Origin of the sequence: Rhizomicrobium palustre (assembly GCF_011761565.1) — a bacterium.
Lineage (GTDB): Bacteria > Pseudomonadota > Alphaproteobacteria > Micropepsales > Micropepsaceae > Rhizomicrobium > Rhizomicrobium palustre.
Genome location: NZ_JAASRM010000001.1, coordinates 941254 through 966409, shown reverse-complemented (window position 1 = coordinate 966409; position 25156 = coordinate 941254). Strand labels below are relative to the sequence as shown.

At 60.2% G+C, this 25156-nt stretch carries 24 protein-coding genes and 1 other RNA gene; 22 read left to right on the top strand and 3 right to left on the bottom strand.

Annotated features, from left to right (window positions below):
* Window positions 1-19: 19 nt before the first annotated feature.
* The 5 genes from FHS83_RS04180 (at window position 20) to rnpB (ending at window position 2480) form a co-directional block, all read left to right on the top strand.
* Window positions 20-349 (top strand): ribbon-helix-helix protein, CopG family, encoded by a 330-nt coding sequence (locus tag FHS83_RS04180; protein ID WP_208414218.1) that lies wholly within the window; start codon window positions 20-22, stop codon window positions 347-349.
* A complete protein-coding gene (locus FHS83_RS04175; RefSeq protein WP_167081217.1) occupies window positions 349-1047 on the top strand; it encodes an N-acetylmuramoyl-L-alanine amidase in 699 nt (232 codons plus the stop codon). Before FHS83_RS04180 ends, FHS83_RS04175 begins: the two co-directional genes overlap by 1 nt.
* A gap of 127 nt (window positions 1048-1174) precedes the next feature.
* Window positions 1175-1477 (top strand): hypothetical protein, encoded by a 303-nt coding sequence (locus FHS83_RS04170; RefSeq protein ID WP_167081215.1) that lies wholly within the window; start codon window positions 1175-1177, stop codon window positions 1475-1477.
* Between the two features lie 84 nt (window positions 1478-1561).
* Window positions 1562-2059, top strand: a complete 498-nt coding sequence (locus tag FHS83_RS04165; protein WP_167081213.1) for a hypothetical protein — start codon at window positions 1562-1564, stop codon at window positions 2057-2059.
* A gap of 10 nt (window positions 2060-2069) precedes the next feature.
* Window positions 2070-2480: RNase P RNA component class A (rnpB, locus tag FHS83_RS04160), an RNA gene on the top strand.
* Window positions 2481-2484: 4 nt separating this feature from the next.
* Here the strand turns inward: rnpB and FHS83_RS04155 are convergent.
* Window positions 2485-2952 carry an SAM-dependent methyltransferase gene (locus FHS83_RS04155; protein ID WP_167081211.1) on the bottom strand — a complete coding sequence of 156 codons (468 nt, stop codon included), beginning with the start codon at window positions 2950-2952 and terminating at the stop codon, window positions 2485-2487.
* A 338-nt stretch (window positions 2953-3290) separates the two neighbouring features.
* Between FHS83_RS04155 and FHS83_RS19740 the strand changes: the two genes are divergently transcribed.
* The 16 genes from FHS83_RS19740 (at window position 3291) to ftsZ (ending at window position 21291) form a co-directional block, all read left to right on the top strand.
* A complete protein-coding gene (locus tag FHS83_RS19740) occupies window positions 3291-3809 on the top strand; it encodes a division/cell wall cluster transcriptional repressor MraZ (protein ID WP_167081209.1) in 519 nt (172 codons plus the stop codon).
* Window positions 3806-4726, top strand: coding sequence for a 16S rRNA (cytosine(1402)-N(4))-methyltransferase RsmH (gene rsmH, locus FHS83_RS04145; protein ID WP_167081207.1), 921 nt, complete (start codon window positions 3806-3808; stop codon window positions 4724-4726). Before FHS83_RS19740 ends, rsmH begins: the two co-directional genes overlap by 4 nt.
* Window positions 4727-4736: 10 nt before the next feature.
* Window positions 4737-5111, top strand: coding sequence for a cell division protein FtsL (gene ftsL, locus FHS83_RS04140; protein ID WP_167081205.1), 375 nt, complete (start codon window positions 4737-4739; stop codon window positions 5109-5111).
* Window positions 5112-5114: 3 nt separating this feature from the next.
* Window positions 5115-6695, top strand: a complete 1581-nt coding sequence (locus FHS83_RS04135) for a peptidoglycan D,D-transpeptidase FtsI family protein (RefSeq protein WP_167081203.1) — start codon at window positions 5115-5117, stop codon at window positions 6693-6695.
* Window positions 6695-8155, top strand: coding sequence for a UDP-N-acetylmuramoyl-L-alanyl-D-glutamate--2,6-diaminopimelate ligase (locus FHS83_RS04130; RefSeq protein ID WP_167081201.1), 1461 nt, complete (start codon window positions 6695-6697; stop codon window positions 8153-8155). The genes FHS83_RS04135 and FHS83_RS04130 overlap by 1 nt, the downstream gene beginning before the upstream one ends.
* A complete protein-coding gene (locus tag FHS83_RS04125) occupies window positions 8152-9513 on the top strand; it encodes a UDP-N-acetylmuramoyl-tripeptide--D-alanyl-D-alanine ligase (protein WP_167081199.1) in 1362 nt (453 codons plus the stop codon). Before FHS83_RS04130 ends, FHS83_RS04125 begins: the two co-directional genes overlap by 4 nt.
* Window positions 9514-9516: 3 nt before the next feature.
* A complete protein-coding gene (gene mraY, locus FHS83_RS04120; RefSeq protein ID WP_167081197.1) occupies window positions 9517-10608 on the top strand; it encodes a phospho-N-acetylmuramoyl-pentapeptide-transferase in 1092 nt (363 codons plus the stop codon).
* Window positions 10609-10612: 4 nt separating this feature from the next.
* Window positions 10613-11998, top strand: a complete 1386-nt coding sequence (gene murD, locus FHS83_RS04115) for a UDP-N-acetylmuramoyl-L-alanine--D-glutamate ligase (protein ID WP_167081195.1) — start codon at window positions 10613-10615, stop codon at window positions 11996-11998.
* The gene (locus FHS83_RS04110) at window positions 11995-13155 is read left to right on the top strand and encodes an FtsW/RodA/SpoVE family cell cycle protein (protein WP_167081193.1); all 1161 of its coding nucleotides are present in this window, start codon (window positions 11995-11997) and stop codon (window positions 13153-13155) included. The genes murD and FHS83_RS04110 overlap by 4 nt, the downstream gene beginning before the upstream one ends.
* A complete protein-coding gene (gene murG / locus FHS83_RS04105) occupies window positions 13152-14234 on the top strand; it encodes an undecaprenyldiphospho-muramoylpentapeptide beta-N-acetylglucosaminyltransferase (RefSeq protein ID WP_167081191.1) in 1083 nt (360 codons plus the stop codon). The genes FHS83_RS04110 and murG overlap by 4 nt, the downstream gene beginning before the upstream one ends.
* Window positions 14231-15643: a UDP-N-acetylmuramate--L-alanine ligase gene (gene murC, locus FHS83_RS04100; protein ID WP_167081189.1), complete on the top strand. Its 1413-nt coding sequence runs from the start codon at window positions 14231-14233 to the stop codon at window positions 15641-15643. Before murG ends, murC begins: the two co-directional genes overlap by 4 nt.
* On the top strand, window positions 15644-16543 hold the full coding sequence (gene murB, locus FHS83_RS04095; RefSeq protein ID WP_167081187.1) for a UDP-N-acetylmuramate dehydrogenase: 900 nt from the start codon (window positions 15644-15646) through the stop codon (window positions 16541-16543).
* Window positions 16540-17457, top strand: coding sequence for a D-alanine--D-alanine ligase (locus tag FHS83_RS04090; protein WP_167081185.1), 918 nt, complete (start codon window positions 16540-16542; stop codon window positions 17455-17457). Before murB ends, FHS83_RS04090 begins: the two co-directional genes overlap by 4 nt.
* Before the next feature lie 131 nt (window positions 17458-17588).
* Window positions 17589-18377: a cell division protein FtsQ/DivIB gene (locus tag FHS83_RS04085; RefSeq protein WP_167081183.1), complete on the top strand. Its 789-nt coding sequence runs from the start codon at window positions 17589-17591 to the stop codon at window positions 18375-18377.
* A complete protein-coding gene (gene ftsA / locus FHS83_RS04080) occupies window positions 18377-19660 on the top strand; it encodes a cell division protein FtsA (RefSeq protein WP_167081181.1) in 1284 nt (427 codons plus the stop codon). Before FHS83_RS04085 ends, ftsA begins: the two co-directional genes overlap by 1 nt.
* 68 nt (window positions 19661-19728) lie before the next feature.
* The gene (ftsZ, locus tag FHS83_RS04075; RefSeq protein ID WP_167081179.1) at window positions 19729-21291 is read left to right on the top strand and encodes a cell division protein FtsZ; all 1563 of its coding nucleotides are present in this window, start codon (window positions 19729-19731) and stop codon (window positions 21289-21291) included.
* A 1038-nt stretch (window positions 21292-22329) separates the two neighbouring features.
* Here ftsZ and FHS83_RS04070 read toward each other — a convergent pair.
* On the bottom strand, window positions 22330-23172 hold the full coding sequence (locus FHS83_RS04070; RefSeq protein WP_167081177.1) for a carboxylesterase family protein: 843 nt from the start codon (window positions 23170-23172) through the stop codon (window positions 22330-22332).
* Window positions 23169-23930, bottom strand: a complete 762-nt coding sequence (locus FHS83_RS04065; RefSeq protein ID WP_167081176.1) for a VOC family protein — start codon at window positions 23928-23930, stop codon at window positions 23169-23171. The genes FHS83_RS04070 and FHS83_RS04065 overlap by 4 nt, the downstream gene beginning before the upstream one ends.
* A 312-nt stretch (window positions 23931-24242) precedes the next feature.
* Between FHS83_RS04065 and FHS83_RS04060 the strand changes: the two genes are divergently transcribed.
* Complete coding sequence (locus FHS83_RS04060) at window positions 24243-24902, top strand: GNAT family N-acetyltransferase (RefSeq protein WP_167081174.1); 660 nt, start codon at window positions 24243-24245, stop codon at window positions 24900-24902.
* Window positions 24903-25156 lie beyond the last annotated feature (254 nt).

The window sequence follows — 25156 nt, the reverse complement described above, 5'->3', positions numbered from 1 at the left end:
CGCTAAGGGGGCCGATGCTATGCGTGGACATCATCACCGCCGCTTTCGGGGCATGACCGTGGAAGCCATGCGCGCAGCCGCTGATGCGATGGAGCAAGGCTTAGGGGAAGAGGACGGCGCGGAGCAGGGAAAGCCCCGGGCGACTACCCGGGTTCAGCTTGAGCTGCCGCCTCAGGCGATGGACCGTCTCCAGCGGCTCAAGGACCGTACCGAGGCCGCCTCCTATGCCGAAGTCATCCGCAATGCCTTGCGCTTGTTCGAGGCGTTGGTCGAGGAGCACGAAAAGGGCGCGGAGTTTTCGCTAAAACGCGCTAATGGAGAAACGGTCGCTTACAAGATCTTCGTCTGATGCGCTTGGTTCATTGCCCCTCGCCCAATCACGACGCCCGCCCGGACGGGGTGCCGGTCGACATCTTGGTGTTGCATTATACCGGGATGGAAACTGCGGACGCGGCGCTGGCCCGGCTCTGCGATCCCGAAGCCCAGGTTTCGGCCCACTATACCATTGACCGGACGGGGCGCATTTATGCCCATGTTCCCGAAGAGCGGCGCGCTTGGCACGCGGGCCTGTCTTATTGGGCGGGGGAGCGCAACATCAATGGCCGGTCTATCGGTATTGAACTCGTCAATCCCGGCCATGAATTTGGCTATGAACCTTTTCCGGAGCCGCAGATCCTCTCCCTGATCGGCCTCGCCAAGGAAATCCTCTCCCGTCATCCCATCCCACCACACCGGGTTTTGGGCCATTCCGATGTGGCCCCCGCGCGCAAAATCGATCCGGGTGAGCTCTTTCCTTGGGCGCGGTTGGCGGGCGAGGGGGTCGGTCTATGGCCGCAAGTCCCGCCCGGACTATCGCAAGCCGGCTCATCGCAAGACGATCCCGCCGAATTGCTGGCGCGTTTCGGCTATGGGTTGGCGCCGGAGGTTGATGCCTCCCTTGGGGTGGTTCTCAGCGCCTTCCAACGCCATTTCCGACCCTCCCGCATCGACGGGATTGCGGACGCCGAAACCCTCGTTTTGCTTTCCGCACTGGCCGGAAGGGCCTGATCGCGTAACTATATTTCTAGAGGCGGCGCGGCGGCCGGATAACACTGTTCGATTTTTCACCCCGCTCCCTTATGCGGTTGGTAAAGAATGTGTTAAAATTAACGCCGTCAAGGGTACGGAGGGCGAGATGCCCAGTCAGGATAAAACCAGTCTCGATCGTCCTGCATTGGACGTGCAGGTCATCTATCCACCGCAGAACGGCGCCCCGGTGGGCGGGCCTGCGCCGGGCGTGACGCCTGTGCCCAATAATAGCGGCTATGTCGTGATGCCAGGGCAGACGCCGGTGGTGGTGGTGCAGTCTCCGCCGCAACCCGCGCAACCAGCCGCGCAATCCCAGCCTTCGTTGTTGGTGCTTACAGTCGCGCCGCAAAAAGAAGACAAGAAAGAAGAAAAGAAGGTCGAGGTTTCGAGCGTCTTTCAAAGACTCTGAACGCAAGACGGGGCGGGGGCGATGAATCACTGGATGCCTGGCTTGGGGATGCTGGCGGCGCTGCTGGTTGTGGGGGTGTTTTCAATGACGTTTTTTTGGCCTTTTGGCGGTGTGAAGAAAAAGCTCTCCGCCAATCAGCGCGATATGCGCACGACGTGGAAAGTGGTTCGTCTGGGCGGTCCGATTTTGAAGAGCCTCGGCATGGCCGAGAAAATCAAATACGGCGTGATCGTTTCCACCGACGAGATGCTGGCCCAGACTCAGACGCTATTGTTTTGCCCGCTGATCAATGGCGTGGACGATAATGACAATATGCTCGCTCTCCTGCCCTGGCATGTGGATGTGAAGATCACTTGCGATCCCAAGCGTCACGCCCAGATTGAATACGCCCAGAAATACGTCTCCACCAAGATCGTGCTGCCCATCTCGCACAACGAGATCGACACCGACGGTCGCGAGCGTGGTTACCTGGACGAGGCTTCGCAGGCCGCGGTTGCCGAAAAGCTGGCGGCTTGGCTGCCGCAATTCACCAAGCTGACGCACAAGAAAGCGTTTGGCTTGGAGGCACCTGCCCACCTATAAGCTCTTTGCGTCAGATGGCCGGATGGCCGCTCGATTGCGAGGCTGTGCTGAGGCGGGCTTGCCCGTTGAAGCGCATAGTGCGCAGCCGGGAGGAAAGTCCGGGCTCCACGGAAACACGGTGACGGATAACATCCGCCGGGGGTGACCCCAGGGATAGCGCCACAGAAATGAAACCGCCAACCCCGGTTCGCCGGGCGGTAAGGTTGAAATGGTGCGGTAAGAGCGCACCGCAGGTCCGGCAACGGAACTGGCAAGGCAAGCCCCACCGGGAGCAAGACCAAATAGGGATGGCAGAGTGACCCGTTTCCGGGCCGCCGTCCGGGTAGGTCGCGTGAGGCAGTCGGTAACGGCTGTCCCAGAGGAATGGTCATCCCTTTGCTTCGGCAAAGGACAAAACCCGGCTTATAGGCCGTCTGACGCAATATCTATTCTCGCCAATACCGTGCCATCAGCTCTTTGGCCCAGTCCGCTTCGCGAAACTCTCCGCGCGGCAGAAATCCGCTCCATACTGGCTTGATGTCCAATACCGGCGTGCCGTCGATGGCATCAAGTCCTGTAACGTGCAGGGTGGTGCCATCCACCTTCACTACTTTGCAGATAGTGGCGCCGATATGATTGGGCCGGTCTTTGCCGCGCTGGGCGAAGATGCCGACTTTCGGCCAGTCGGCACGTCCGCGCGGGCGACGCGCACCGGTCTCGGGCGGCTGCGCTATGGCATGAAAACGGAACAGCACCTCCACATGGGAAAAGCCATCTAGGCCGAGCAGGGCCTCCGGCCCGAACAGTGTTTGATCGAGTTCGATGTGGGCTGGAAAGGCATCCCAATTGTCATCCTCGGGCATGCTTCGTGCGCAGCGAACATAGCCAATGGGAGTAATAGGAATACTGTCCATAAGCGGTCTCCATATCGCCCGTCTAGAACAAAATAAAAACGAATGTTTCACGTTAAGAAGAAATTTACCCATTGGGGTTGATTGTTACCAAGCTCTTAATGTGTTGTTCGTTTGTTCTGTGATTCGCAACAGCTAGCGCGATTAACGCAAGGTGACATCTAGCCGTAGATACGCAAGACTACTCAAGTCCCTCATTTTCCTAGGTTTTTCGATTGACTCCCGTCTTTCGCCCATGCTATCCCATGCTATCCCAGGGACTGTAAGGGCGCGGAAATCCGCGTTTTCGGCGATAAAATCGACGAAAATCCAAGCGCCCCAGGGAGTTACGGGGCGGAGCAGTGTCCAACCAGCGCTTCATTTCTACGTTTGCTGGGACACTCGACGGAAAGGGTCGGGTTTGCATCCCCGCGCCTTGGCGGTCGATCCTCGCGGCGCAGGAAACGGGCGGCGTCTATCTTTGCCCCACCCTTGAAGGCGGTTCGCTGGACGGCTTCGGCCAAGTGCTGATGGATTCGGAGTGTCAGCGCCTCGACGCCATGGACCCCTTCCTCTCGGAAATGCATGACGCCATCGCCTCGCAGATCTCGGCTGAGAGCATGCTGCTGCCGATCGACGAGAATGGTCGTGTGCGCCTGCCCGAAAACTTCATTGCGGCTGCGGGGCTTAAGGATAAGGTCGTTTTTGTTGGTCTTGGCCGCAAATTCCAGATCTGGGATCCGGACACCTATGCGCCGGTGAAGGCGCGCCGTCTCGCAGCGGCCCGCGCAGCCCGCGCCTCCTTCGAAGCGGTGGCCAAGTCCGCCGAGAGCCTCCCAGTTCCGCCGGTAGTCTCGGCAGCCGAGACGGGGACGCCATGAGCCACATCCCTGTCCTGCTCGCCGAAGTGCTGGAGGCTTTAAGTCCCCGCGCCGGCGAACGTTACATCGATGGCACTTTTGGAGGTGGCGGCTATACGCGTGCCATTCTGGAAGCCTGCGATTGCCGCGTGCTTGGCATCGACCGCGATCCCGATGCGATCAAGCGCGGCGAAGCGTTGATGGCGGCGTATCCTGGCCGTCTCACCCTTTTGCATGGCCCGTTCTCAGAGATGGACCGGCTTTTGGCTGGAGCAGGTGAAGACGGCGTCAATGGTGTCGTGCTCGATCTGGGTGTTTCGTCCTTCCAATTTGATGAGCCTGCGCGCGGCTTTTCCTTCCGCGCCGATGGGCCACTCGATATGCGCATGAGTGCCGACGGCATGAGCGCCGCCGATTTTCTCAATACTGCCGACGAGCGCGAGATTGCCGATGTGCTTTGGCAGTTTGGCGAGGAGCGCCAATCCCGCCGTATCGCCAAAGCGATCATCAAGGCACGCCCCATCTCGCGCACGATGGAGCTTGCGGAGCTTGTTTCCGAGGTGATGGGGCCTGCAGCGCAGCGCCTTCCTATCCATCCGGCGACGCGCACCTTCCAGGCCTTGCGCATCCATGTGAATGACGAGCTGGGCGAACTCACGCGCGCGCTCGATGCTGCGACCGAGATTTTGAAGCCCGAAGGCCGTCTCGTCGTCGTGTCCTTCCATTCTTTGGAAGATCGCATCGTCAAACGCTTCCTGACCGAACGCGGCAAGGAAGTGCGTCAACCATCGCGGCATGCGCCGGAACTCTCGCGCGCTGCCAAACCGCAATACCGCCTTTTGGGAGGAAAGCCTGTCGGTCCTTCCGAGGCGGAGATCGCTGCCAATCCGCGTGCCCGTTCCGCAAAGTTGCGGGCGGCCGTGCGGCTGGCGGCTTGAGGAGGGTCACATGATCCGCATCATCAGCACGCTTTGTGTCGGATTGCTCGGGTTCTCGATGATCTGGTCCTACGACACGTTTGAGAAGACCCGCATCGCGCAGCAGGAGCTGCGCCGCACGCAGCGCCAGATTCAGGACGAGCAGACTCAGATCAGCGTCCTGGAAGTGCAGTGGCAGAAGGCGGCAAACCCCGAGACGATTCAAAAGCTCGCGGAGAGCTCGCTTGGTATGCAGAACTCCACCACTGTGCAGCTTGCCTCGGTCACGCTCCTGCCGCATCGCAGTGAGGCGCTCAATGGCGAGGAAATGCAGCAGGCGAGTGCACAGGCACCAATGAATGTGCCGAACCCCGTCGTCAAAATCTCGGCGCGTAGCGGGATGTAACGCATGACGCCAACCGTCACTCAGCGACGCATACTGATCGGGATGGTGATCTCCGTGCTCGCCTTCCTGACGGTGGGCGTGCGCCTGGTGCTGGTGACGGCTTTTGTGCATACACCGCCGCCGAAAACGCGCCCGCCGGTGTTGATGCTGGGCCGGGCTGATTTGTTGGACCGTAATGGCGAGTTGATCGCACGTGATCTTCCGGCTGGCGATCTTTATGCTCGCCCGAAAATGATCAAGGACAAGCATCGCGCTGCGGTCGAACTTTCCAACGCCACCGGCGCGGACATGGCACGCGTGACGGCGGTGCTGAAGGACAAATACCCCTCTGCCCTGATCGCGCGTCAGGTCTCGCTCACCGCGCAGGCAAAGGTCGCCTCGCTAAAGCTGCCGGGTCTTGAGTATCTACCCAATTCCAAGCGCTTTTATCCCGATGGCCGCACCCTTGCCCAAGTGCTAGGCGTGACCGACCTCGACGGCAAAGGCGTTTCGGGGTTGGAACTCGGCCTTGAGCAGAAGCTGCACAGCAATCAGCCTGTTGCGACCTCGCTCGACAAGCGGGTGCAGTTCATTCTGGCCCATGAAACTGCCGCGGCCATGAGCGAATTTCGCGCGCGTGCGGCAGGCGGCTTGGTGCTGGATGTGCGCACCGGTGAAGTGCTCGCGATGGTATCGCTACCCGATTTCGATCCCAATACCCGCCAGTTCGAAGAGGGTGACTCCGCGCGCAACATCATGGCGCAGGACATTTACGAGCTTGGCTCCGTGTTCAAGATCTTCACCTTCGCACTGGGGCTCGAGGATCGTAAGCTGCGCCTGGACGAAAGCCTGCCGGTTGGCAATGGGTATAAGATTGGCCGCTTCACCATTCACGAAGCCGAGCATATGCCGGCTTATCTCGGTGCGCGCGATGTTCTGGGCCAGTCCTCCAATATCGGTTCGGCCCAGATCGCACTGCGTTCCGGCGGCGTGCGCCAGCGTGAATTTCTCACCAGCCTTGGGCTGATGGCCCCCTTGAAAAGCGAATTGCCGGAGCGGGCGCGCCCGCTTTACCCATCGAACTGGGGCATCGTCGAAACGGCCACCATTGGCTTTGGCCATGGGATTTCCGTCAGCCCGCTGTCTTTTGCCGCGGCTGCCGCATCCATCGTTAATGGCGGGCGGCGGATTCAGCCGACCTTTGTGAAACATCCTGAGGATGGCCGTGGCGAACAGGTTATTTCTGAAAAGACCAGCGAAGCTATGCGGGGTCTGCTGCGCTATGTCGTGACGAATGGCACGGGAAAAAAAGCCGATGTGCCTGGGTATGATGTCGGGGGCAAAACCGGTTCTGCGGAAAAACCCGGCCGCCGTGGCTATCAAGCGCACAAACTGATGACATCATTTTGTGCTGTTTTTCCTGCAGAAAACCCGCGCTATCTCGTTTTTGTTTTGCTGGATGAGCCACACGGGACCAAAGCAACCGGTGGTTTTGCGCTCGCCGGGCACACCGCAGCGCCGCTTGCCGGACATGTGATTTCGCGTGTCGCGCCCTTGCTCGGGGTGCCGATCAATCCGATAACCGCCACTAAAGAGAACACCTGATGGGTACGGGTAAAGCGGTGGCGGCAGGACTGGAAACGGTGACGCAATTCACCGGAATCTCCAGCGACAGCCGGCGGATAAAGCCGGGCTATTTATTCGCGGCGATTTCTGGTGCGAAGGGTGACGGCGCAAGCTTTGTCGCCGACGCGGTCGCGCGCGGTGCTGTGGCGGTGCTGGGCCGGCCTGAAATCGGCGGTGTAGTGAAAGCGGCTGGCGCTCAATTCATCGCCGCAGAAAATCCCCGCCTTGCGCTGGCTGAGGCGGCGGCGCTGTATTTTGGGGCTCAACCCGAAACGGTTGCGGCGGTGACCGGTACCAATGGCAAAACCTCCATCGCCGTTTTCTTGCGCGAGATCTGGACCCATCTCGGCAAGAAAGCTGCCAGCATGGGCACGATTGGGGTTGTCACACCTACTGGCTTGATCAAGCTCGACAACACCACTCCCGGGCCGCTGGAAGTGCATGAGATTCTCGCCGCGCTGGAGAAAGACGGTGTTGAGCATTTGGCACTCGAAGCCTCCAGCCATGGGCTCGATCAATATCGCCTCGATGGCGTGAAGATCTCTGCCGTGGGTTTCACCAATCTCACCCGCGATCATTTGGATTACCACGCCAGTCTGGAAGCCTATCTCGAAGCCAAGCTCCGCCTGTTCCGCGAGCTTGCTGAAGACGGTGCGGCGGCGGTGGTGAATGCAGATGCCGAATATTCCGAACACTTTGTCGCCGTGGCGTCGCAACGCGGTCTCCGCCTTATCACCGTTGGCGCGCACGGTGGCGGAATCAAACTTATTGCACGTAAACCCTCCTTGGACGGCCAAGAACTGCACATCGCATTCGCGGGCCAGACTTATACGATCGCGCTGCCGCTCGCGGGTGCTTTTCAGGCTTCCAATGCGCTCGTCGCCGCGGGCATGGCGATCGGCCTTGGCGAAGATCCGGCTTCTGTCTTCAAGGCGCTCGAGCATCTGAAAGGTGCGCCTGGGCGTCTTGAAAAAGTCGCCATCGCTGCTTCCGGCGCGCCCATTTTTGTTGATTACGCCCACACACCTGATGCTCTTGAAACGGTTTTAACCGCCCTTCGCCCGCATACCGAGCGCAAGCTTGTTGTGGTTTTTGGCTGTGGTGGAGACCGCGATAAAGGAAAACGTCCCTTGATGGGCGCCATTGCCGCGCGGCTCGCCGACCGGATCATTGTCACGGATGATAATCCGCGTACGGAGGATTCCGCGACTATCCGTAGCGAAATTCTCGCCGCTGCGCCGGGTGCCGCCGAAATCGATGATCGCGCGCAAGCCATTCATACGGGCATTTCCGAGCTTTCATCTGGCGATGTTCTCGTGATTGCTGGAAAAGGTCACGAGAGCGGACAGATCGTCGGCGCTACGGTCCACCCTTTCTTGGATCGCGCCGAAGCGGTCAAAGCCGCCATAGCCTTGGGTGGTCAGGAGTATCTGCCATGAGCCCGCCCAACATCTCTCCCCTGTGGACATCGGAGGAGATCGAGCGCGCCACGCTCGGCCGCGCCTCTGCGCCGTTCACGGTTACTGGCCTTGCCATCGACTCGCGCAAGCTTCAGCCAGGTGAGCTCTATGTCGCCATCAAGGGCGAAAATAAAGATGGGCATGAATTCACCGCCAATGCCTTCGAAAACAAGGCTGGCGCGGCGTTGGTGTCGAAATCCGTTGAAGGTGGTCCGACCATCACTGTCGCTCATACGCAGCGCGCGTTGGAAGATCTCGCGCGGGCCGCGCGGGCGCGTAGCGCTGCCAAGATCATTGGCGTCACCGGTAGCGCGGGAAAAACCACCACTAAGGAAATCCTGAAGCTCGCGTTCGAAGCGCTGGGCCAAACCTATGCATCGGGCGCGTCTTTCAATAATCATTGGGGCGTGCCGTTCTCGCTCGCCAATTTTCCGCGAGAAGCCGCTTTCGGTGTTTTCGAAATCGGCATGAATCATTTTGGCGAGATTCGAAATCTTGTCTCTTTCGTGCGTCCGCATATCGCGCTCGTCACGACGATTGCGCCCGCACATCTCGAATTCTTCGGCAATTGCGAAGCCATTGCTGACGCCAAGTCCGAGATTTTCGAAGGCCTCATGCCGGGCGGCTTTGCCTTACTGCCGGTTGATAGCCCGTATTGCGAGCGTCTGCGGGCCCGCGCCAAACAGATTGGCGTCACGAATATCCTGACCTTCGGCTCCGCTCAATGCGCCGATGCGCGTCTCATCAGTGTCGAAGAAGCTGCGAGCGGTATCCGTCTCAAAGCTGAAATCCAGGGCAAAGCCATTGATGCGGTGGTTGGCGCGCCAGGTGCGCACATCGCGTCCAACACACTTGGGGCTTTGCTGGCCGTTTCAGTCGCGGGTGGTGATGCTGAAATGGCTGCCGCAACGCTCGCCGATTTCGCGCCGCTGAAAGGCCGGGGTGCCCGCATCAAGGCTGGCAATATCGAAATCATCGACGAGAGCTACAACGCTAACCCCGCATCAATGGTCGCGGCTCTGGCGCTGCTGAGCAAGGCGCCTGGCCGCAAGGTCGCTGTGCTGGGTGATATGCTGGAGCTTGGTCCGCAATCGCCGGATTTACATGCGGGCCTCGCCGCACATCTTGCTGCTGCAGATCGCGTGTTTCTCGCGGGGTCGAATATGAAGTCGCTCGCCGATGTGCTGAGCGGCGCGTCCTATGCTGCCAATTCCGCTGAGCTCGCGCCCCTCGTGACCGAAGCCGTGCGGGATGGCGATACGGTTCTTGTGAAGGGCTCGAACGGCAGCCGCATGACGGTTGTGATCGATGCGCTCAAGAGTAGGTTCGGGGGCTGATCCATGTTCCATTTCCTGTTTTACCTGCCCCATGCCGATCAGATGGCGTTTCTGCGCCTGTTCAAATACTTGAGCTTTCGCTCGGCGGGCGCCGTGCTCACTGCGCTGTTCATTGCCTTCTGGATTGGGCCGAGCCTGATCGCCTGGTTGAAGGTGAAGCAGGGTAAAGGCCAGCCGATCCGCGAGGACGGCCCGCAACGCCATATCCTTGAGAAGAAGGGCACGCCTACCATGGGCGGGCTGTTGATCCTCATCTCCGTCATGGTCTCGACCCTTCTCTGGGCAGATTTGACGAGCTGGTATGTTTGGATCGTGCTGTTCGTCACGCTTTCCTATGGGCTTTTAGGCTTCGCCGATGATTATCTGAAGGTCTCCAAGCGCAACACGGCGGGCGTGAGCGGCAAACTTCGGCTTCTGGTCGAATTCGGCGTCGCTTTCATCGCGACCTTCGCCATCATGCAGTTGGAACCGGCCGGCCAGAGTGGCGCGCTCGCTGTGCCCTTCTTCAAAAATCTCCTTATTCCCTTCGGTTTGTTCTTTCTGGTCATCGGTGCTGTCGTGATCGCTGGCTCAGCGAATGCGGTGAATTTCACCGACGGGCTCGATGGCCTTGCCATCATGCCGGTTATGATCGCGGCAGCGGCTTTCGTGATCATCGCCTATATGGTCGGTAACGAGCGTTTCGCCACCTATCTCCAGCTCATCTATGTGCGTGACACGGGCGAGCTTGCGGTCTTTCTTGCCGCCTTGATCGGCGCGGGCCTGGGCTTTCTCTGGTATAATGCGCCACCGGCCTCGGTCTTCATGGGGGATACCGGCTCTCTGCCGCTGGGTGGTGCGCTCGGCGCGGTCGCCGTCTCGGTCAAGCATGAAATCGTGCTCGCCATTGTCGGCGGACTTTTCGTGCTCGAAACCGTCTCGGTGATCGTGCAGGTCGTCTCCTTCAAGCTCACGGGCAAGCGGGTCTTCCGTATGGCGCCCATCCATCACCATTTCGAGCAATTGGGCTGGCGCGAGCCGACCATCGTGATCCGCTTCTGGATCATCGCGGTAGTGCTGGCACTGATAGGTCTTTCGACCCTGAAGCTGAGGTGACGAAATGATCGTGGTCGAAGCATTCCATGGCAGATCGGTCGGTGTCTTCGGGCTTGCACGCTCGGGGCTTTCGTCAGTGCGCGCGCTGAAGGCGGGCGGCGCTGACGTCTACGCTTTTGACTCCAAGGAAGAGCTTCGCGAAGCTGCACGCGCCGCTGGCGCCAAGATCGTCTCCTGGGAGGAATGGCCCTGGGACCGTCTCGGGGCTGTGATCTTGTCTCCGGGCGTGCCGCTGACCCACCCCAAACCGCATGACGTTGTGCTGCGGGCCCGCGATTGGGATGTGGACGTGATCGGCGATATCGAGCTTTTCGCCCGCACCTTGCCGGATGTGCCGCTCATCGCCATCACGGGCACCAATGGCAAATCCACCACTACCGCTCTGATAGGCCATATCCTGAAAGAGACCGGTTTTGATGCGCAGGTTGGTGGCAATATCGGCCAGCCGGTGCTGGATCTTGAACCGCCGGGGGCGCGCACGATCTATGTGATCGAAATCTCGTCTTATCAGATCGATTTGTCGCCCGGCCTTGCGCCAGAAGTCTCGGTGCTGACCAATATCACGCCGGATCATATCGACCGGCATGGTTCGCTCGAAGGCTATGCGGCGGTCAAAAAGAAGCTGCTGCAGCAGACCCGCAAATCCGGTCTCAATATCGTCGGCGTCGATGATGACTTCACCGCCTCGATCTTCACCCAGCTTAGCTCCAATGGTGGCGCGCCTTGTGTCGCTGTTTCGGTCGGCAAGGTTCTGGGGCGCGGCATCTTTGTGCTCGATGGTGCCCTTTATAATGCGCAGAACGATCGCGCCACAAAGGTCATGGAGCTTTCGGCGGCCACCCACCTTCCAGGAACGCATAATTGGCAGAATGCCGCCGTCGCTTATGCCGCGGTGAAGCCTTATGTCACCGATGCGCGCGCGCTTGCCGCCGCCATTGTGTCCTTCCCCGGCCTCACCCACCGCATCGAAGATGTGGGCAGTGTGGGCAAGGTGCGTTTCATCAATGATTCTAAAGCCACCAATGCGGATGCCGCGGAACGCGCGCTGGTATGTTTCGACGATATCTTCTGGATCATCGGCGGGCGCGCTAAGGCGGGCGGCATCACCTCGCTGGAGCCGCACTTCCACCGTATTCGCAAGGCCTATCTGATTGGCGATGCGGCAGAGGAATTTGCCGCCACACTGAAGGGCAAGGTCGAGTTCGAGCATTGTGGCACGCTGGCCAAGGCAGTGGTTGCGGCGGCATCGGATGCGGCGCATTTCGCGGCGGAAGCGCCGGTGGTACTCTTGTCTCCAGCGTGTGCTTCCTTCGACCAGTTCAAGGATTTCGAGGAGCGTGGCGAAGCCTTCCGTGCGGCAGTTTTGAAGCTGAAGCCGGAGGCCGCATGAACCGAGCCAGCCGCAACTTCCTGGCCGATTGGTGGTGGACGATAGATCGTCCCGCTGCGATGATGGTGCTTGTGCTGCTCGTCATCGGCCTGATGCTTGCGGTTGCGGCAAGTCCGGCGGCAAGTGGCGGTCCGCATACAGCGGGCAATTTTATTTTCGCGGCTAAGCAGGTGGTGTTCGCCTGCATCGCGATCGCTATTCTCTTCGGAACATCGCTTCTGGAACGCGATGATCTGCGCAAGGTGGCGGCGATCGTGTTTGTCGTAGCTGTCATCGGCTCGGCCCTGGTGCTGGTGTTGGGGGCCGAAACCCTCGGGGCGCGCCGCTGGCTAGACCTCAAGGTCTTCACGCTTCAGCCCTCCGAATTTCTGAAGCCCTCTTTTGCCATTCTTGCTGGTGCGATCCTGGCGAGCGAAAAGCAGGCGCCCATTCCCAAGCCGGCGATTACCTTCCTGGTTTTGTGCCCGGCGCTATTCTTCCTTCTCTTGCAGCCGGATGTGGGGCAGACCTTTTTGCTGCTCGGCCTCTGGGGCTCGCTGCTGTTCTTCGCAGGGATGGCCCTTAAATGGGTTTGGGTTTTCGCCGGCGGGGCGACCGGGCTCGCCACCATGGCCTATTTCCTGTTCCCTCATGTGCAGCATCGCGTGCAGCAGTTCATGCATCCGACGGAGAAGGGCTATCAGACAGGGCTGTCGCTCAAAGCCTTCGCGCATGGCGGATTGCTCGGCGTCGGTCCGGGCGCCGGCACGGTGAAGTATCGCCTGCCGGACGTGCATTCGGACTTCATCTTCGCCGTGGCGGGGGAGGAGTTCGGCCTCTGGCTTTGCGCCATTATCGCGCTGCTCTTCTGCGCGCTTACCGTGCGCCTTTTGCTGCGTGCGGTGAAATCCAAGGATAGCTTTGCCCAGCTCTCGGGCGCGGGCCTTGCGACCGTCGTCGCCCTACAAGCCTTCATCAATATGGGGGTGGCGGTCAATCTGCTGCCCGCCAAGGGCATGACATTGCCCTTCATCTCCGCGGGCGGCTCGTCTCTGTTCGCCGTGGCCCTGACGATGGGCTTTGCCCTGGCGCTCGGCCGTCAGCGCCCGCAAGTCGAATTGCAAAAGCCCAAGCTGACGCCAGGCTACATAGCGAATCCAGGGAGGGCGCGGGCATGACCATAGTTCTCGCCACCGGCGGTACGGGCGGGCACCTCTTCCCGGCAGAAGCGCTCGCCAAGGAATTGCAGGCACGCGGCCAAAAGATCGTCGTCATGACCGACAAGCGCGGCAAGAGTTATGGTGATGTGTTTCCAGGCGCCGAGATTGCCATCGTGCCCTCCGCCGCCTTTTCGGATCGCTCCACTATTCGGCTCATTTCCGCGCCCTTCGAGATTATCGCTGGGATCGTTGTTTCTTTTGCAAAATTGAAAAGCATCCGTCCCTCGGCTGTGGTGGGCTTTGGCGGCTATCCGTCGGTGCCGGTGATGCTGGCGGCATGCTTTGCGGGATTGCCTACAGCGATCCTTTCGCCGGATGCGTTGCTCGGTCGCGCCAATCGCTTGATTATGAATTATGTGCGGATAATCGCGGCCAATCTGCCCCTGGTGCGCTTTTTGCCCAAAAACAGCAAAAAGATCGTTTACACGGGCAATCCTCTGCGTCCCGAGGTGATTGCGCTCACCGCTGCACCTTACGAATCGCCGACCAATGAATATCGTGTGCTGGTATTTGGCGGCAGCCAGGGCGCACGTGTTTTCTCCGAACGCATGCCCGCCGCGATCAAGCTTTTGCCGGAAGCTTTCCGCGCCAAACTCAACATCATCCAGCAATGCCGCCCGGAAGATCTTGAAAGCGTCCGCAACGAATATGCGGCGATGGGTGTTCGTGCCGAGCTGGCTTCATTCTTCAAGAATATGCCGCAGCACATCGCCGAAGCACATCTCGTCATCGCGCGCTCTGGCGCGGGCACGGTGAGTGAGCTTGCCTGTATTGGCCGGCCCGCGATCTTGGTGCCGCTGCCGCATGCCCTCGATGACAACCAGACCCCCAACGCCGAAGCGCTGGTGAAGGTTGGCGGGGGCTGGCGTGTGCCGCAAACCGATTTCACGCCCGAGAAAATCTCAGCCATGCTGCAAGCGGCCTTTGCCGACCCTGTGGCGCTCGCGGAAAAAGCCGCGGCGGCGCGCAGTCTCGCCAAGCCGGATGCGACCAGAGCCTTGGCTGATCTTGTCGAAACACTGGGAGGCAAGCGATGAGCGCCACACGTGTTCCGCTTGATATTGGCGCCATCCATTTCATTGGCATCGGCGGCATCGGCATGAGCGGCATCGCTGAAATCATGCATAACCTTGGCTATCGCGTGCAGGGCTCCGACGCGGCGGACAATGCCAATGTGAAGCGCCTCAAGGCAATGGGTATCCCCGTGCATGTCGGCCATTCGCCAGAAAATCTCGCTGAAGCCCATGTCGTGGTTTATTCCTCAGCGGTGAAGCCGGGCAATCCTGAATTCGATGCCGCGCGCCTCAAAGGTCTGCCGCTGGTGCGCCGCGCTGAGATGCTCGCCGAGATCATGCGGCTGAAATCCTGCATCGCGGTTGCTGGCACGAACGGCAAGACCACGACGACGACGATGGTTGCTGCGCTACTTGATGCGGGTGCGCTCGATCCCACCGTGGTCAATGGCGGCATCATCAATGCCTATGGCACCAATGCGCGGCTGGGGCAGGGCGAGTGGGTGGTGGTGGAAGCCGATGAGAGCGACGGCACCTTCCTGCGCTTGCCCTCCACCATCGCGGTCGTGACCAATGCCGATCCCGATCACCTCGATTACTATAAGAATTTCGACAATCTACGCGACGCCTTCCAGCGCTTTGTCGAGAATGTGCCGTTCTATGGCTTCGCCGTGCTTTGCATCGATCATCCCGAGGTGCAGGCGATGGTGGGGCGCATCACCGACCGGCGCATCATAACCTATGGCATGAGCCCTCAGGCCGATATCCGCGCCGTTAATATCCGCTTTGCCGAAGGCGCCTCTTGCTACGATGTCATCGTGGCTGACCGCCGTGCGGGCACGGAACGCCGCTTGGAAAATCTCAAGCTCCCCATGCCAGGTGAGCACAATGTGCAGAACTCGCTCGCGGCCATCGCGGTGGCGAGCCAGCTTGGCGTCTCTGACGAAACCATTCGTCACGCACTTGAAACCTTCCGTGGCGTGGGTCGCCGTTTCACCAAGGTTGGTGAATTCCAGGGCACGGCGATCATTGATGATTACGCCCATAACCCCTTCAAGATCGCGGCAGCCTTGAAAGCCGCCCGCCAGGCTTACACGGGGCCGGTGGTCGCGGTGGTGCAGCCGCACCGCTATACCCGCCTGCGCGATACTTTCGCAGAATTCTCCAAATGCCTGAACGATGCCGATATCGCGATCGTGGCCCCGGTCTATGCGGCTGGGGAAAAGCCCATCGAAGGGTTTGACCGCGATTCATATGCGGATGCTTTGCGCGCCCATGGCCATCGCCATGTCCTCACCATCGAAGGTGAGGCTGATCTGGCGTCGCTAATCGCGCCTTATATGAAACCGGGTGGGGCGGTGGTCTGCCTTGGCGCTGGTTCGATTTCGGCCTGGGCTCACAAACTGCAAGGCGCGCTGGAGGCGCTTAAATAAATGTCGGCCCCGCTGCCTCAAGTTCGCGGTACCTATCAATTCGGCGCAGCGCTGAAGGACCTTGTGTGGTTTCGCGCGGGCGGCGTGGCGGAAGTGTTGTTCCGTCCGGCCGATGCCGATGATCTTGCCGCCTTCTTCGCAGGCAAACCGGCGGGCGTGCCCATCACCATCATTGGCGTCGGCTCCAATCTTCTGGTGCGCGACGGCGGCATCCCTGGTGTCGTCATCCGCCTTCCGGCGGCGTTCGGCAAGGTGGAGGTGGATGGGCTTCGTGTACGCGCCGGTGCGGCGGCGCTGGATTCCGCAGTTGCCCGCAAAGCGGCGGATGCCGGGATCGCAGGGTTCGAGTTCCTGCGCGGTGTGCCGGGTACCATCGGTGGCGCATTGCGCATGAATGCGGGCTGCTATGGCTCGGAGGTGAAGGACATCTTCGTGGAAGCCACCGCCATCGACGGACAGGGTAAAAAGCACGTCCTTTCCGCTGCCGATATGGGCTTTGTCTATCGTAAATCCGGCGTGCCCAAGGATTTCGTCTTTGTCGAAGCGGTGTTCGAAGGTCATGGTGATGAACCCGCTGCCGTGCGCACGCGCATGGAAGAGCTGCTCGCCCGGCGTGAAATCACCCAGCCCATCGGGGCCAAGACGGGCGGTTCCACCTTCAAGAATCCGCCCGGCGCCCATGCCTGGAAGCTGATCGAGGATGCGGGCTGCCGCGGGCTGAAAATCGGCGATGCCATGGTCTCGGATGTGCATTGCAACTTCTTGATCAATCTCGGCAACGCCACCGCGGCCGAGATCGAAGCATTGGGCGAGGAAGTGCGCCGCCGCGTGAAAGAAACGTCGGGCATAGACCTCGAATGGGAAATCAAGCGCGTCGGTGTCGCCGGAGGGGAATCATGACCAAAGTAGCCGTGCTGTTGGGCGGGCGTTCCTCCGAACGCGAGGTCAGTCTGGTCTCAGGCGCCAATTGCGCAAATGCCCTGCGAGAGGAAGGTTTCGACGTCGTTGAAATCGATCCGGCGGCCAGTGACCTTTCCGCCGCGCTAGTTTTAGCCAAGCCCGATGTCGTCTTCAACGCGCTGCATGGCCGCTTTGGCGAAGATGGCTGCGTCCAGGGCCTCTTGGAGCTCTTGCGTATTCCTTACACCCATTCCGGCGTGCTCGCCTCGGCGCTCGCTATGCATAAGCAGCGCACGAAGGATATCTATGCCGCCGCAGGCCTGCCGATCGTGAAGTCCATCGTGGTGGATCGCAAAGCCGCCGCCGCCGAGCATCTGATGGAGCCGCCCTATGTGGTGAAGCCGGTCAATGAGGGCTCCTCGGTGGGCGTTTTCATCATCCGCAAGGGCGACAATCGTCCGCCCGCGGAGCTGGGTTCCGACAAATGGAACCTCACGGATCTCATGATGGTTGAGGAATATGTGCCGGGGCGCGAGCTGACGGTTGCCGTGATGGGCAGCCAGGCGCTGGCAGTCACCGAGATCACCACCAGCCTCGAATTCTATGATTACGAAGCCAAATACGCAGCCGGCGGTTCCAAGCACACGTTGCCGGCGCCGATTCCTGAACATGTAGCTGCTGAAGCCAAACAACTCGCTGAGCGCGCCCATGTGGCGCTTGGCTGCCGTGGCGTGTCGCGCACCGATTTCCGCTATGACGATACGGACGGCAAGCATCGTTTGGTATTGCTCGAAACCAATACCCAGCCGGGCATGACGCCCACCTCCCTGGTGCCTGAACAGGCCGCTTATAACGGCATGAGCTATCGCGCTCTCTGCCGCTGGATTGTGGAGGATGCAAGTTGCGACCGGTGAGCCAGGAAAGACGAGCCCCAAAACCGCGCGGGCAAAGCGGGCGCAGCCCGGCGCGCGGCGTCTCGCGCTCGTCGCCTCAGCCGCGCCGTGGTAACGACAGCCAAGGTGTTGGTGGAAAGCTGAGCGCCGTCATGCTTGGCCTATTCCGCCGCCCGATGCTGCTTTTGACGGTGACCTTGGTCTTTGGCGCCATCGTGGCCGCCATTATTGCGGGCCATATGATCGAGCGCACGATGTCGCGCACCGACACGGCGGTTGGTGGCGTCGCCTCGCGCGCGGGTTTTGTTGTCTCTAAACTCCACCTCGACGGCAATCATCGCACCAAGGCGAGCGATATCATGGCGGCCCTGCGCCTCCATAACGGCCAGACCATTTTCGCGTTGGATTTGCAGGCGGCGCGGGCGCGCCTCCTTTCGCTGCCTTGGGTGGCCGATGCCGAAGTACGCCGTCGTTATCCCGATGATGTTTCGGTCCACATCATTGAGCGCGAGCCCTATGCCCGATGGCAAGACGACAAAAGTCTCGTCGTGGTGGCGCGCGACGGCCATGTCATCACGGCAGACGGAATGGCGAGATTCGCCAAACTCCCGCTTCTCATGGGGGATGGTGCACCGGAAAACGCCGGGCCTTTCCTCGACGCGGTGGCGCGTCACCGCTCCATTCTTTCGCGGGTGACGGCGTATCAATACCAATCGGGACGGCGGTGGAATCTGCTGCTCGACGACGGGGTGGTGGTCAAATTCCCGGAAACCGGTTGGGACAAAGAATTATCCGAGCTCGATCGTTTGATTCTCGACAAAGGCATCTTGGAAAAGGATATCCGGGAGATTGATTTGCGGAATGCGGCCTATCTCTACTTCTTCCTGCGTAATGGCGGGACCCAGAGAGAGAAGCGGGCGGAAACGGGGAGTGCGATCTGATGGGTGAAACGGTGCGCCTGAAAGCAGGCGAGAGCGTTCCGGCCTACCGCACCGGCTTGGTCGCGGTGCTGGATATTGGCTCGACCAAGACCGTCTGCCTGATCGCCCGCTGCGAGCCGGGCTCGATCAAGGTCTTGGGCGCGGCCCTGCGCGAAAGTCGGGGCTTGCGCTCCGGCACGGTGATGGAGATGACCGCGGCGGAGGAATCCATCCGCGATTGCGTGGCGGCGGCGGAAAATCTCGCCGATGCCCGTCTGCAGAACGTACTGATCTCGGTCAATTGCGGCAGCCCCACCACGGTGACCTCTCGCACCGCCATTCCCCTGCCGGAAGGTGTCGCGGTCAATGACGAGGTTCTGCGCCACCTTTTGTCCGAGGGGCGGGCCCGCTGCCAGCTCGAAGGCCATGTGGTGATCCAGTCCATGCCGACCTCTTATGTGGTCGATGACTCCTTTGGCGTGCGCGATCCCTCCGGCATGGTCGGCCAGCGCATCGGCGTCACCATGCATGGCGTGGCGGTAAAGCCGACCCCGCTTTCCAACCTCCGCCTCGCGGTGGAGCGTGGCCATTTAAAGGTCGCCGCCTCGCTCTTCGCGCCTTATGCCTCGGGCCTTTCCGTCCTTACCGATGATGAAAAGCAGCTCGGCGCCACCATCATCGACATGGGCGGCGGCTGCACCTCGATTGCCGTCTTCATGGAGGGCCATCTGGTGCATGCCGATATGGTCCCGATTGGCGGCCAGGCTGTGACAAACGATATCGCCGTGATGCTGGCGGCGCCTTTGGCTGCGGCAGAACGCGCCAAAGTCCTCTACGGCGCGGCTTTGGGTGACCTGGAGTCAGGCGCCGATGTCGTCTCCATCCCGCAGATGGGCGAGGAGAATGAAGAGGGCGATCTGCGCGTGCCCCGCTCCATGCTCACCAGAATCATTCAAGCCCGCCTCGAAGAAACCTTCAGCGAAGTGCATAAGCGCTTGCGGGAGTCCGGTTTTGATGTGGCGGCGGGCCGCCGTCTCGTGCTCACCGGCGGTGCCAGCCAGCTCGCCGGTGCGCGCGAATTGGCGGGCCGCGTGTTGAATAAACAAGTGCGTGTCGGGCGTCCGCGTCCGCAAGCAGGATTGCCTGCATCTTCAGCAGGACCAGATTATGCCACCGCCGTTGGGCTTTTGATGGCGGGTGCAACAATGCCTCCGGAGGTCCTCAATCCGGAACTTCAGTCACAACAAGCAGAAAATGGCACTAAAGGTTGGCTCTCTCGGTTGACCGGAGGGCTCATCGGATGATTCAACAATAAGAAGATGATTCGCTGGGCTAATGGCGAGTAAAGCGCGACAAGCCAAGGAGAAAGAACATGGCGATCAGTTTTAAAGCGCCCGAACCGCAAGAGCTGCGCCCCCGGATCACGGTCCTGGGCGTTGGCGGCGCTGGTGGCAATGCGGTCAACAACATGATCGCGTCCAAGCTCGAAGGCGTCGAGTTCTTGGTGGCCAATACAGACGCCCAGGCGCTGGCCGGCTCGAAAGCCGATCGCCGCGTCCAGCTTGGCGCGCATGTCACCGAAGGCCAGGGCGCTGGCGCTCAGCCCGATATTGGCCGCGCTTCCGCTGAGGAGACGCTCGAAGAGATCATGGAGCATCTTAAAGATGCCCATATGGTCTTCATCACCGCTGGCATGGGCGGCGGCACCGGCACGGGCGCGGCGCCGGTCATCGCGCGGGCCGTGCGTGAAGCGGGCATCCTGACCGTCGGCGTTGTCACCAAGCCCTTCGCCTTCGAAGGCGACCGCCGCATGCGCATTGCCGAAAAGGGCATTGCCGAGCTGCAGCAATACGTCCACACCCTGATCGTCATCCCGAACCAGAACCTCTTCCGCGTCGCCAACGACCGCACCACCTTCGCCCAGGCCTTCGCCATGGCCGACGATGTGCTGCATGCGGGCGTGCGCGGCGTGACCGATCTGATCGTCTGCCCGGGCCTCATCAACCTCGACTTCGCCGACATCAAGTCGGTGATCACCGAGATGGGCAAGGCGATGATGGGCACCGGCGAGGCCGAGGGCGAAGATCGCGCCCAGAAGGCCGCCGATATGGCCATTTCCAACCCGCTGCTCGACGATGTCTCGATGAAGGGCGCCAAGGGCGTGCTGATCAACATCACCGGCGGTCCGGACCTGATGCTGTTCGAAGTGGAAGCGGCCGCGAACCGCATCCGCGCCGAGGTCGATCCCGACGCCAACATCATCTTCGGCAACACCATTCTTGAAGACATGGAAGGGCGCATCCGCGTTTCGGTGGTCGCCACCGGCATCGATGCCGCCGAAATGCGCGTCGGCAAGAATGTAGAGCAATTCCCCGGACGCCCGGCCCTGAAAGCCATGCCGGTTGAGAAGTCGCCGCGCGAGAAGCTGCAGGAAGCTGCCGCCCTTCATCGCGCCAAGATCAACAACCCGGTCGTGCCGCCGCCGCAGCCCGTGATGGAGCCCGCGCCGGTTTCCAATCCGGTCCGCCGCAACATCGAGCAGATTGAATCCAATCTCGCCGAACACAGCGCGGCCGAAGCGGCCATTCTCGGCAGCCGCGAGATTTCCGAGCCGGCGATGACCTATGTCGAGCCGGAACCGGCGCCGCTGCCGCGTCAGACTGTGCGTGAGGAAATGCCTGTCCAGCGCGTGCCCGAGCCGGAGAAGAAGTCCGGTTGGGGTCTCTTCCGCGGCCGCAAGCCCAAGGAAGAAGTGCGCATGGAGCCGGCGCCGCGGATGCAGACCCAGCCGGTGCAGCGTGCGCCGCAGGCCCGCGCCACGGTCAATGTCGAGCCGCAGCGCCCGGCCCCGCAGATGGGCGATTCCGATCTCTTCCCGGAGCATAAGCGGGATGATTTCGAAATCCCGGCCTTCCTGCGCCGCCAGACCAACTAGTCTGACGATTTCAGATGATCAGATCAGCGGGCTTGCAAGAAATTGCAGGCCCGCTTTTCGTTTGGGGTGCGCGGTTCAAGCGGTGGGGTGCTGCTTTCCAAAAACCACAAATGCTTGATCATTGACTGTCGGGTTTAGAGGAAAAGGGGGAGGGGGAGTCTTTCAGTGAGGGCTGCCGCGGGTGTGGCGCTGATACCTGAATTGTCATGGCCCGCGACTGCGGGCCATCCAGGTCTCGCGACTTCAGCATCAGAAATCGAGCAACACCACCTGGGCCGTCGCGGGCGCTGACAGAACAGGTGAAGCCACGGCCCCTTTGATAGCGAAAATGCATTTTTTTACGTTCCAGTCGGCGTTTTTCGCTGTAAGTGGCTGATAGCGCGAAATTTTCGCCAAAAACTTTGCCGCGTTAGTCGAGCTCCTAGCGCCCACCTTCCACCCTCCCCTTGAGGGAGGGTCGAAAAATGCGAGAGCATTTTTCGGGGAGGGGTATGTCGCGGTCTGTTCCAGTAATCCAGGGCGCTTAAGCTGTTGTGATACTTCAAGACTCTCCTAAAATTTCGCGACATACCCCTCCCCGAAATTCCCACGCGCTCGCGCGCGCGAAAATTTCGACCCTCCCTCAAGGGGAGGGTGAGTGCATGTTTTATCTGCTGCCCCAGCCGCCCCCGGCGCGCATCTTACGGTCTTTCGTTCCCAGCGAAGTCAAACAGCCCTTTCGATGTGGGAAGCCCGCCTGCGCACATCAAGCGTGGCGCAAAGATTTCAGCCTTCAGACAGAAGTCAGACAGGATTGCAGATCGGTCTTTATCGCAATGCGGAGGCAGGCCGTTATGTCCGCAATGCGCCATTTCCGGACGTCCGCGCGACGCCGAACGAACTACCGGCTAATCCCTTTTGGGACATTCGGTTGGTGCAAAATTCAAGAATTATGCACCACGCGGAAAAGGCTTACGCGGCAGGTCTTTCCCGCATTGCCTAAACTGGACCAATCCCGAGTGGAGAGTCTGGGGCCGGAAGCGGACTAGGGCGGCGTGGTCAAGATTTTTGCCTGAACAACCAGGCTCTCCAGTCGGTTGCCAACATCATATCGAGAGGAAGCCTGTGGTCCATTCCATCATAAACAATCATATGTGCATGTCCGCCGCGTGAGGTCAGCGCCTCAAACCAGAGACGGTCAGAAATGTAAGGGTTCTCTACATCGGCTGACCCATGGATCAGTAGGAGAGGCTTATTCGCGACCTGGGCGATCTGATCCAGCGATGGCGGAACTGGCGAAAAAGCAACTGCGGCGGTGAAACGATCCGGACGCGCCAGCAAGAGATCCATCGCGGTCGAAGCGCCCATCGAAAATCCTACCAAATAAACCCGCCTTTGATCGATCGGCAGAGTTTTGCACAGGTGATCTATGAGTTCGAGCAGGCTCGCGAAAGACGTGCTAGGAAAAGAATGGAGGTTTCCGTCTTTGTCTGCGGCGTAATCCGCCGAGCGCGTTGGCACTTGCGGAACGGCGATGTATGCCGGGAACGCTTCGGCGACCGACGGCTCGCCCCACGCCTTCGCAAAGAAGCCCATTTGCCCCAAATTGTCCGAACCTATCTGTCCTGAGCCGTGCAAGATGATGACAAGCGGGGCCGCCGTTGCGCCGGTGGGCGAAAGCATACGATAGGGGATTGGACCGAGGCTCGATTGAAAAATCTGGGCCGAAAAATTCGAAAGCTTCGCGCCGCGAACGCGGTCAATTGCTTTGATTTGTTCGGGCGTCGGTGCATAGAGGCGGTGCTCCTCCGAGGACTGGCCTCGAGCAGCGGAACCGGCAAGGAAAAGTCCGCAGAACATGGCTATGGCCGCCGCTAGACGGCAATATTTTTCAAATTTCATCGGCGGAACTCGATCCATAGGCCGTGGGCGTCGGCTGGTTCAACCCAAATGCTATTACGCGAACAACCATCAACTTTTGTATCGTGGATGTTGTTCTTGGCCAAAATCATATGCACGGCGTCAAGACTTCTCACCATGACCGTTACCCCGAGGATCGAGCGTTCCGGCGATTTGCCGCTTTGCTCGGAGATAAACATGATCTCGTCGCCATTAGGGCTCGTTAGCACCTCTACGTGCGGCGAAAATGGTGCACAAGTGAAAGCCGTCCTTCGGTCTCCGCCGAGGGAAAGAACGAGGTCTCGCTCCTTCGCCGCCCCAGCCAACCAGACGGCTTCAAGCCGGTAAGCCGTATTGGGGTGGGCGAAATACTCCGGCTGATCCGTCGGCGACCACAACCTTTCTGCAAAGAACAGACGGTGGGCGAACACGGATTGGGGAAATGTAACGACGTGCCCCTCATTGTTGGGCGACAATCCCATCTTTGAGAGGCGCTCAGTTAAATCTTGGAGATCAGGATTATACAGACTCCAGAAAGCTGGACCGTCCCCAGCTTTCAGCCAATCGATATACTCCGCCGATAAAGCGTCCAAAGGAGCACTGGCGGTAATCAACTCTATTTCAGTGCCGTCACGGAATTTCACGTGGACATTACGGATACTGTCTGTGTGCGGTCTGCCTGGTTTCAGGACAAACCCAAGTTTCTCAAAATCAGCGCGCGCTTGTTCAAGGTCGCCGACGGCGACTGGCACGTGGTCCACGCCTTCTATTCCTGGAGCCGGTTGAGCATGAGCAAGGTCTGTAAATATGACAGCCCAAAGCCCTGTGGCGAGGATAACCAGGCCCGCCGCAAGCCCATGCGATATGGCACGAAAGGCCAAAATGGCTCTGCTCATTAGGTTGTACCTGCACAATCGAGGCAGGGTACCCGCGTACGAGACTTGCGCAAAACTACATTTATTCAGCTTCCCTATGAATTTTTTTGGGGGCTGCAGCTATGGGTGAGCAAATGCCGAGCGGACATCCAGCGTCGGCTCGTCTCTTACCCTCCGTTTTATGCTAAGACGCACCGCATGACCTTGCTCGAACCTGGTTCCGCACCGCAGCCCGTTGTGCTTGAAGGCGACCGCGTCCGCCTCCACCCGCTTTTGCCGGAGCGGGACGGGCCAAAGCTGTTTGCGGAGCTCTCGGAGAGCGACCGGCTTTATCGCTATCTGCCGACCGAGGCGCCCGGCGATGCTGCCGCCTTCGCGGCGCATATGGCTGAATGGCAGAGCCATCCCGGCACGTTGCAGTTTGTGGTCGAAGAAAAGGATACTGGGCGGGCTGCGGGAACCATCTCCTATATGCGCATCGCGCCGGAACACCGCTGTCTGGAAGTCGGCTATGTTCTGATCGCGCCCTGGGCGCAGCGCTCGGCCCTGGTGACGGAGGCGCATTACCTCCTCGCCCGCCATGTTTTCGAGGCGCTCGGGTATCGCCGCTATGAATGGAAATGCCACAACGCCAATGCGGCCTCGCGCGCGGCGGCTTTGCGGCTGGGCTTCAGCTTTGAAGGTGTCTTCCGCAACCACATGATCGTCAAAGGCGAGAACCGCGACACCGCGTGGTTCTCCATCATCGATAGCGAATGGCCGGGCGTGCGCCGCGCGCTGGAAGCCTGGCTCGCGCCCGAGAACTTCGATGCGGAGGGCCGTCAGCGTCAGCCTCTGGTGGCGTTCCGGGAGCGTTAACAGGGCGGTGCGTGCAGCGCGCGGGTTACTTTCCTCCCCCGCGGTGCACCAACGCTAGAGCCGAAAAATCTTTAAAAAGCGGGGGAGGTGGTTCGCATCGCGAACCGGAGGGGGGACTGCTCAAGCGCACCAAGTTTCCCCCCTCCGCCTCACAAAGTGCTCGCCACCTCCCCCGCTATTCGTCCAGCGTGCGGCACGCCCGTCATGGCCCCGCAGGGGAGGAAAGACCACCCCTCACGCGGTTTGTGATGCCG

Coding starts and splice junctions, on each gene's coding strand:
- murG (WP_167081191.1), top strand. CDS start 13,152: ATGACCATAGTTCTCGCCACCGGCGGTACGGGCGGGCACCTCTTCCCG.
- FHS83_RS04060 (WP_167081174.1), top strand. CDS start 24,243: ATGACCTTGCTCGAACCTGGTTCCGCACCGCAGCCCGTTGTGCTTGAA.
- FHS83_RS04135 (WP_167081203.1), top strand. CDS start 5,115: ATGACGCCAACCGTCACTCAGCGACGCATACTGATCGGGATGGTGATC.
- FHS83_RS04110 (WP_167081193.1), top strand. CDS start 11,995: ATGAACCGAGCCAGCCGCAACTTCCTGGCCGATTGGTGGTGGACGATA.
- ftsA (WP_167081181.1), top strand. CDS start 18,377: ATGGGTGAAACGGTGCGCCTGAAAGCAGGCGAGAGCGTTCCGGCCTAC.
- ftsZ (WP_167081179.1), top strand. CDS start 19,729: ATGGCGATCAGTTTTAAAGCGCCCGAACCGCAAGAGCTGCGCCCCCGG.
- FHS83_RS04090 (WP_167081185.1), top strand. CDS start 16,540: ATGACCAAAGTAGCCGTGCTGTTGGGCGGGCGTTCCTCCGAACGCGAG.
- FHS83_RS04170 (WP_167081215.1), top strand. CDS start 1,175: ATGCCCAGTCAGGATAAAACCAGTCTCGATCGTCCTGCATTGGACGTG.
- FHS83_RS04175 (WP_167081217.1), top strand. CDS start 349: ATGCGCTTGGTTCATTGCCCCTCGCCCAATCACGACGCCCGCCCGGAC.
- FHS83_RS04070 (WP_167081177.1), bottom strand. CDS start 23,172: ATGAAATTTGAAAAATATTGCCGTCTAGCGGCGGCCATAGCCATGTTC.
- mraY (WP_167081197.1), top strand. CDS start 9,517: ATGTTCCATTTCCTGTTTTACCTGCCCCATGCCGATCAGATGGCGTTT.
- FHS83_RS04130 (WP_167081201.1), top strand. CDS start 6,695: ATGGGTACGGGTAAAGCGGTGGCGGCAGGACTGGAAACGGTGACGCAA.
- murD (WP_167081195.1), top strand. CDS start 10,613: ATGATCGTGGTCGAAGCATTCCATGGCAGATCGGTCGGTGTCTTCGGG.
- ftsL (WP_167081205.1), top strand. CDS start 4,737: ATGATCCGCATCATCAGCACGCTTTGTGTCGGATTGCTCGGGTTCTCG.
- murC (WP_167081189.1), top strand. CDS start 14,231: ATGAGCGCCACACGTGTTCCGCTTGATATTGGCGCCATCCATTTCATT.
- FHS83_RS04180 (WP_208414218.1), top strand. CDS start 20: ATGCGTGGACATCATCACCGCCGCTTTCGGGGCATGACCGTGGAAGCC.
- FHS83_RS04165 (WP_167081213.1), top strand. CDS start 1,562: ATGACGTTTTTTTGGCCTTTTGGCGGTGTGAAGAAAAAGCTCTCCGCC.
- rsmH (WP_167081207.1), top strand. CDS start 3,806: ATGAGCCACATCCCTGTCCTGCTCGCCGAAGTGCTGGAGGCTTTAAGT.
- FHS83_RS04125 (WP_167081199.1), top strand. CDS start 8,152: ATGAGCCCGCCCAACATCTCTCCCCTGTGGACATCGGAGGAGATCGAG.
- FHS83_RS04155 (WP_167081211.1), bottom strand. CDS start 2,952: ATGGACAGTATTCCTATTACTCCCATTGGCTATGTTCGCTGCGCACGA.
- murB (WP_167081187.1), top strand. CDS start 15,644: ATGTCGGCCCCGCTGCCTCAAGTTCGCGGTACCTATCAATTCGGCGCA.
- FHS83_RS04085 (WP_167081183.1), top strand. CDS start 17,589: ATGCTTGGCCTATTCCGCCGCCCGATGCTGCTTTTGACGGTGACCTTG.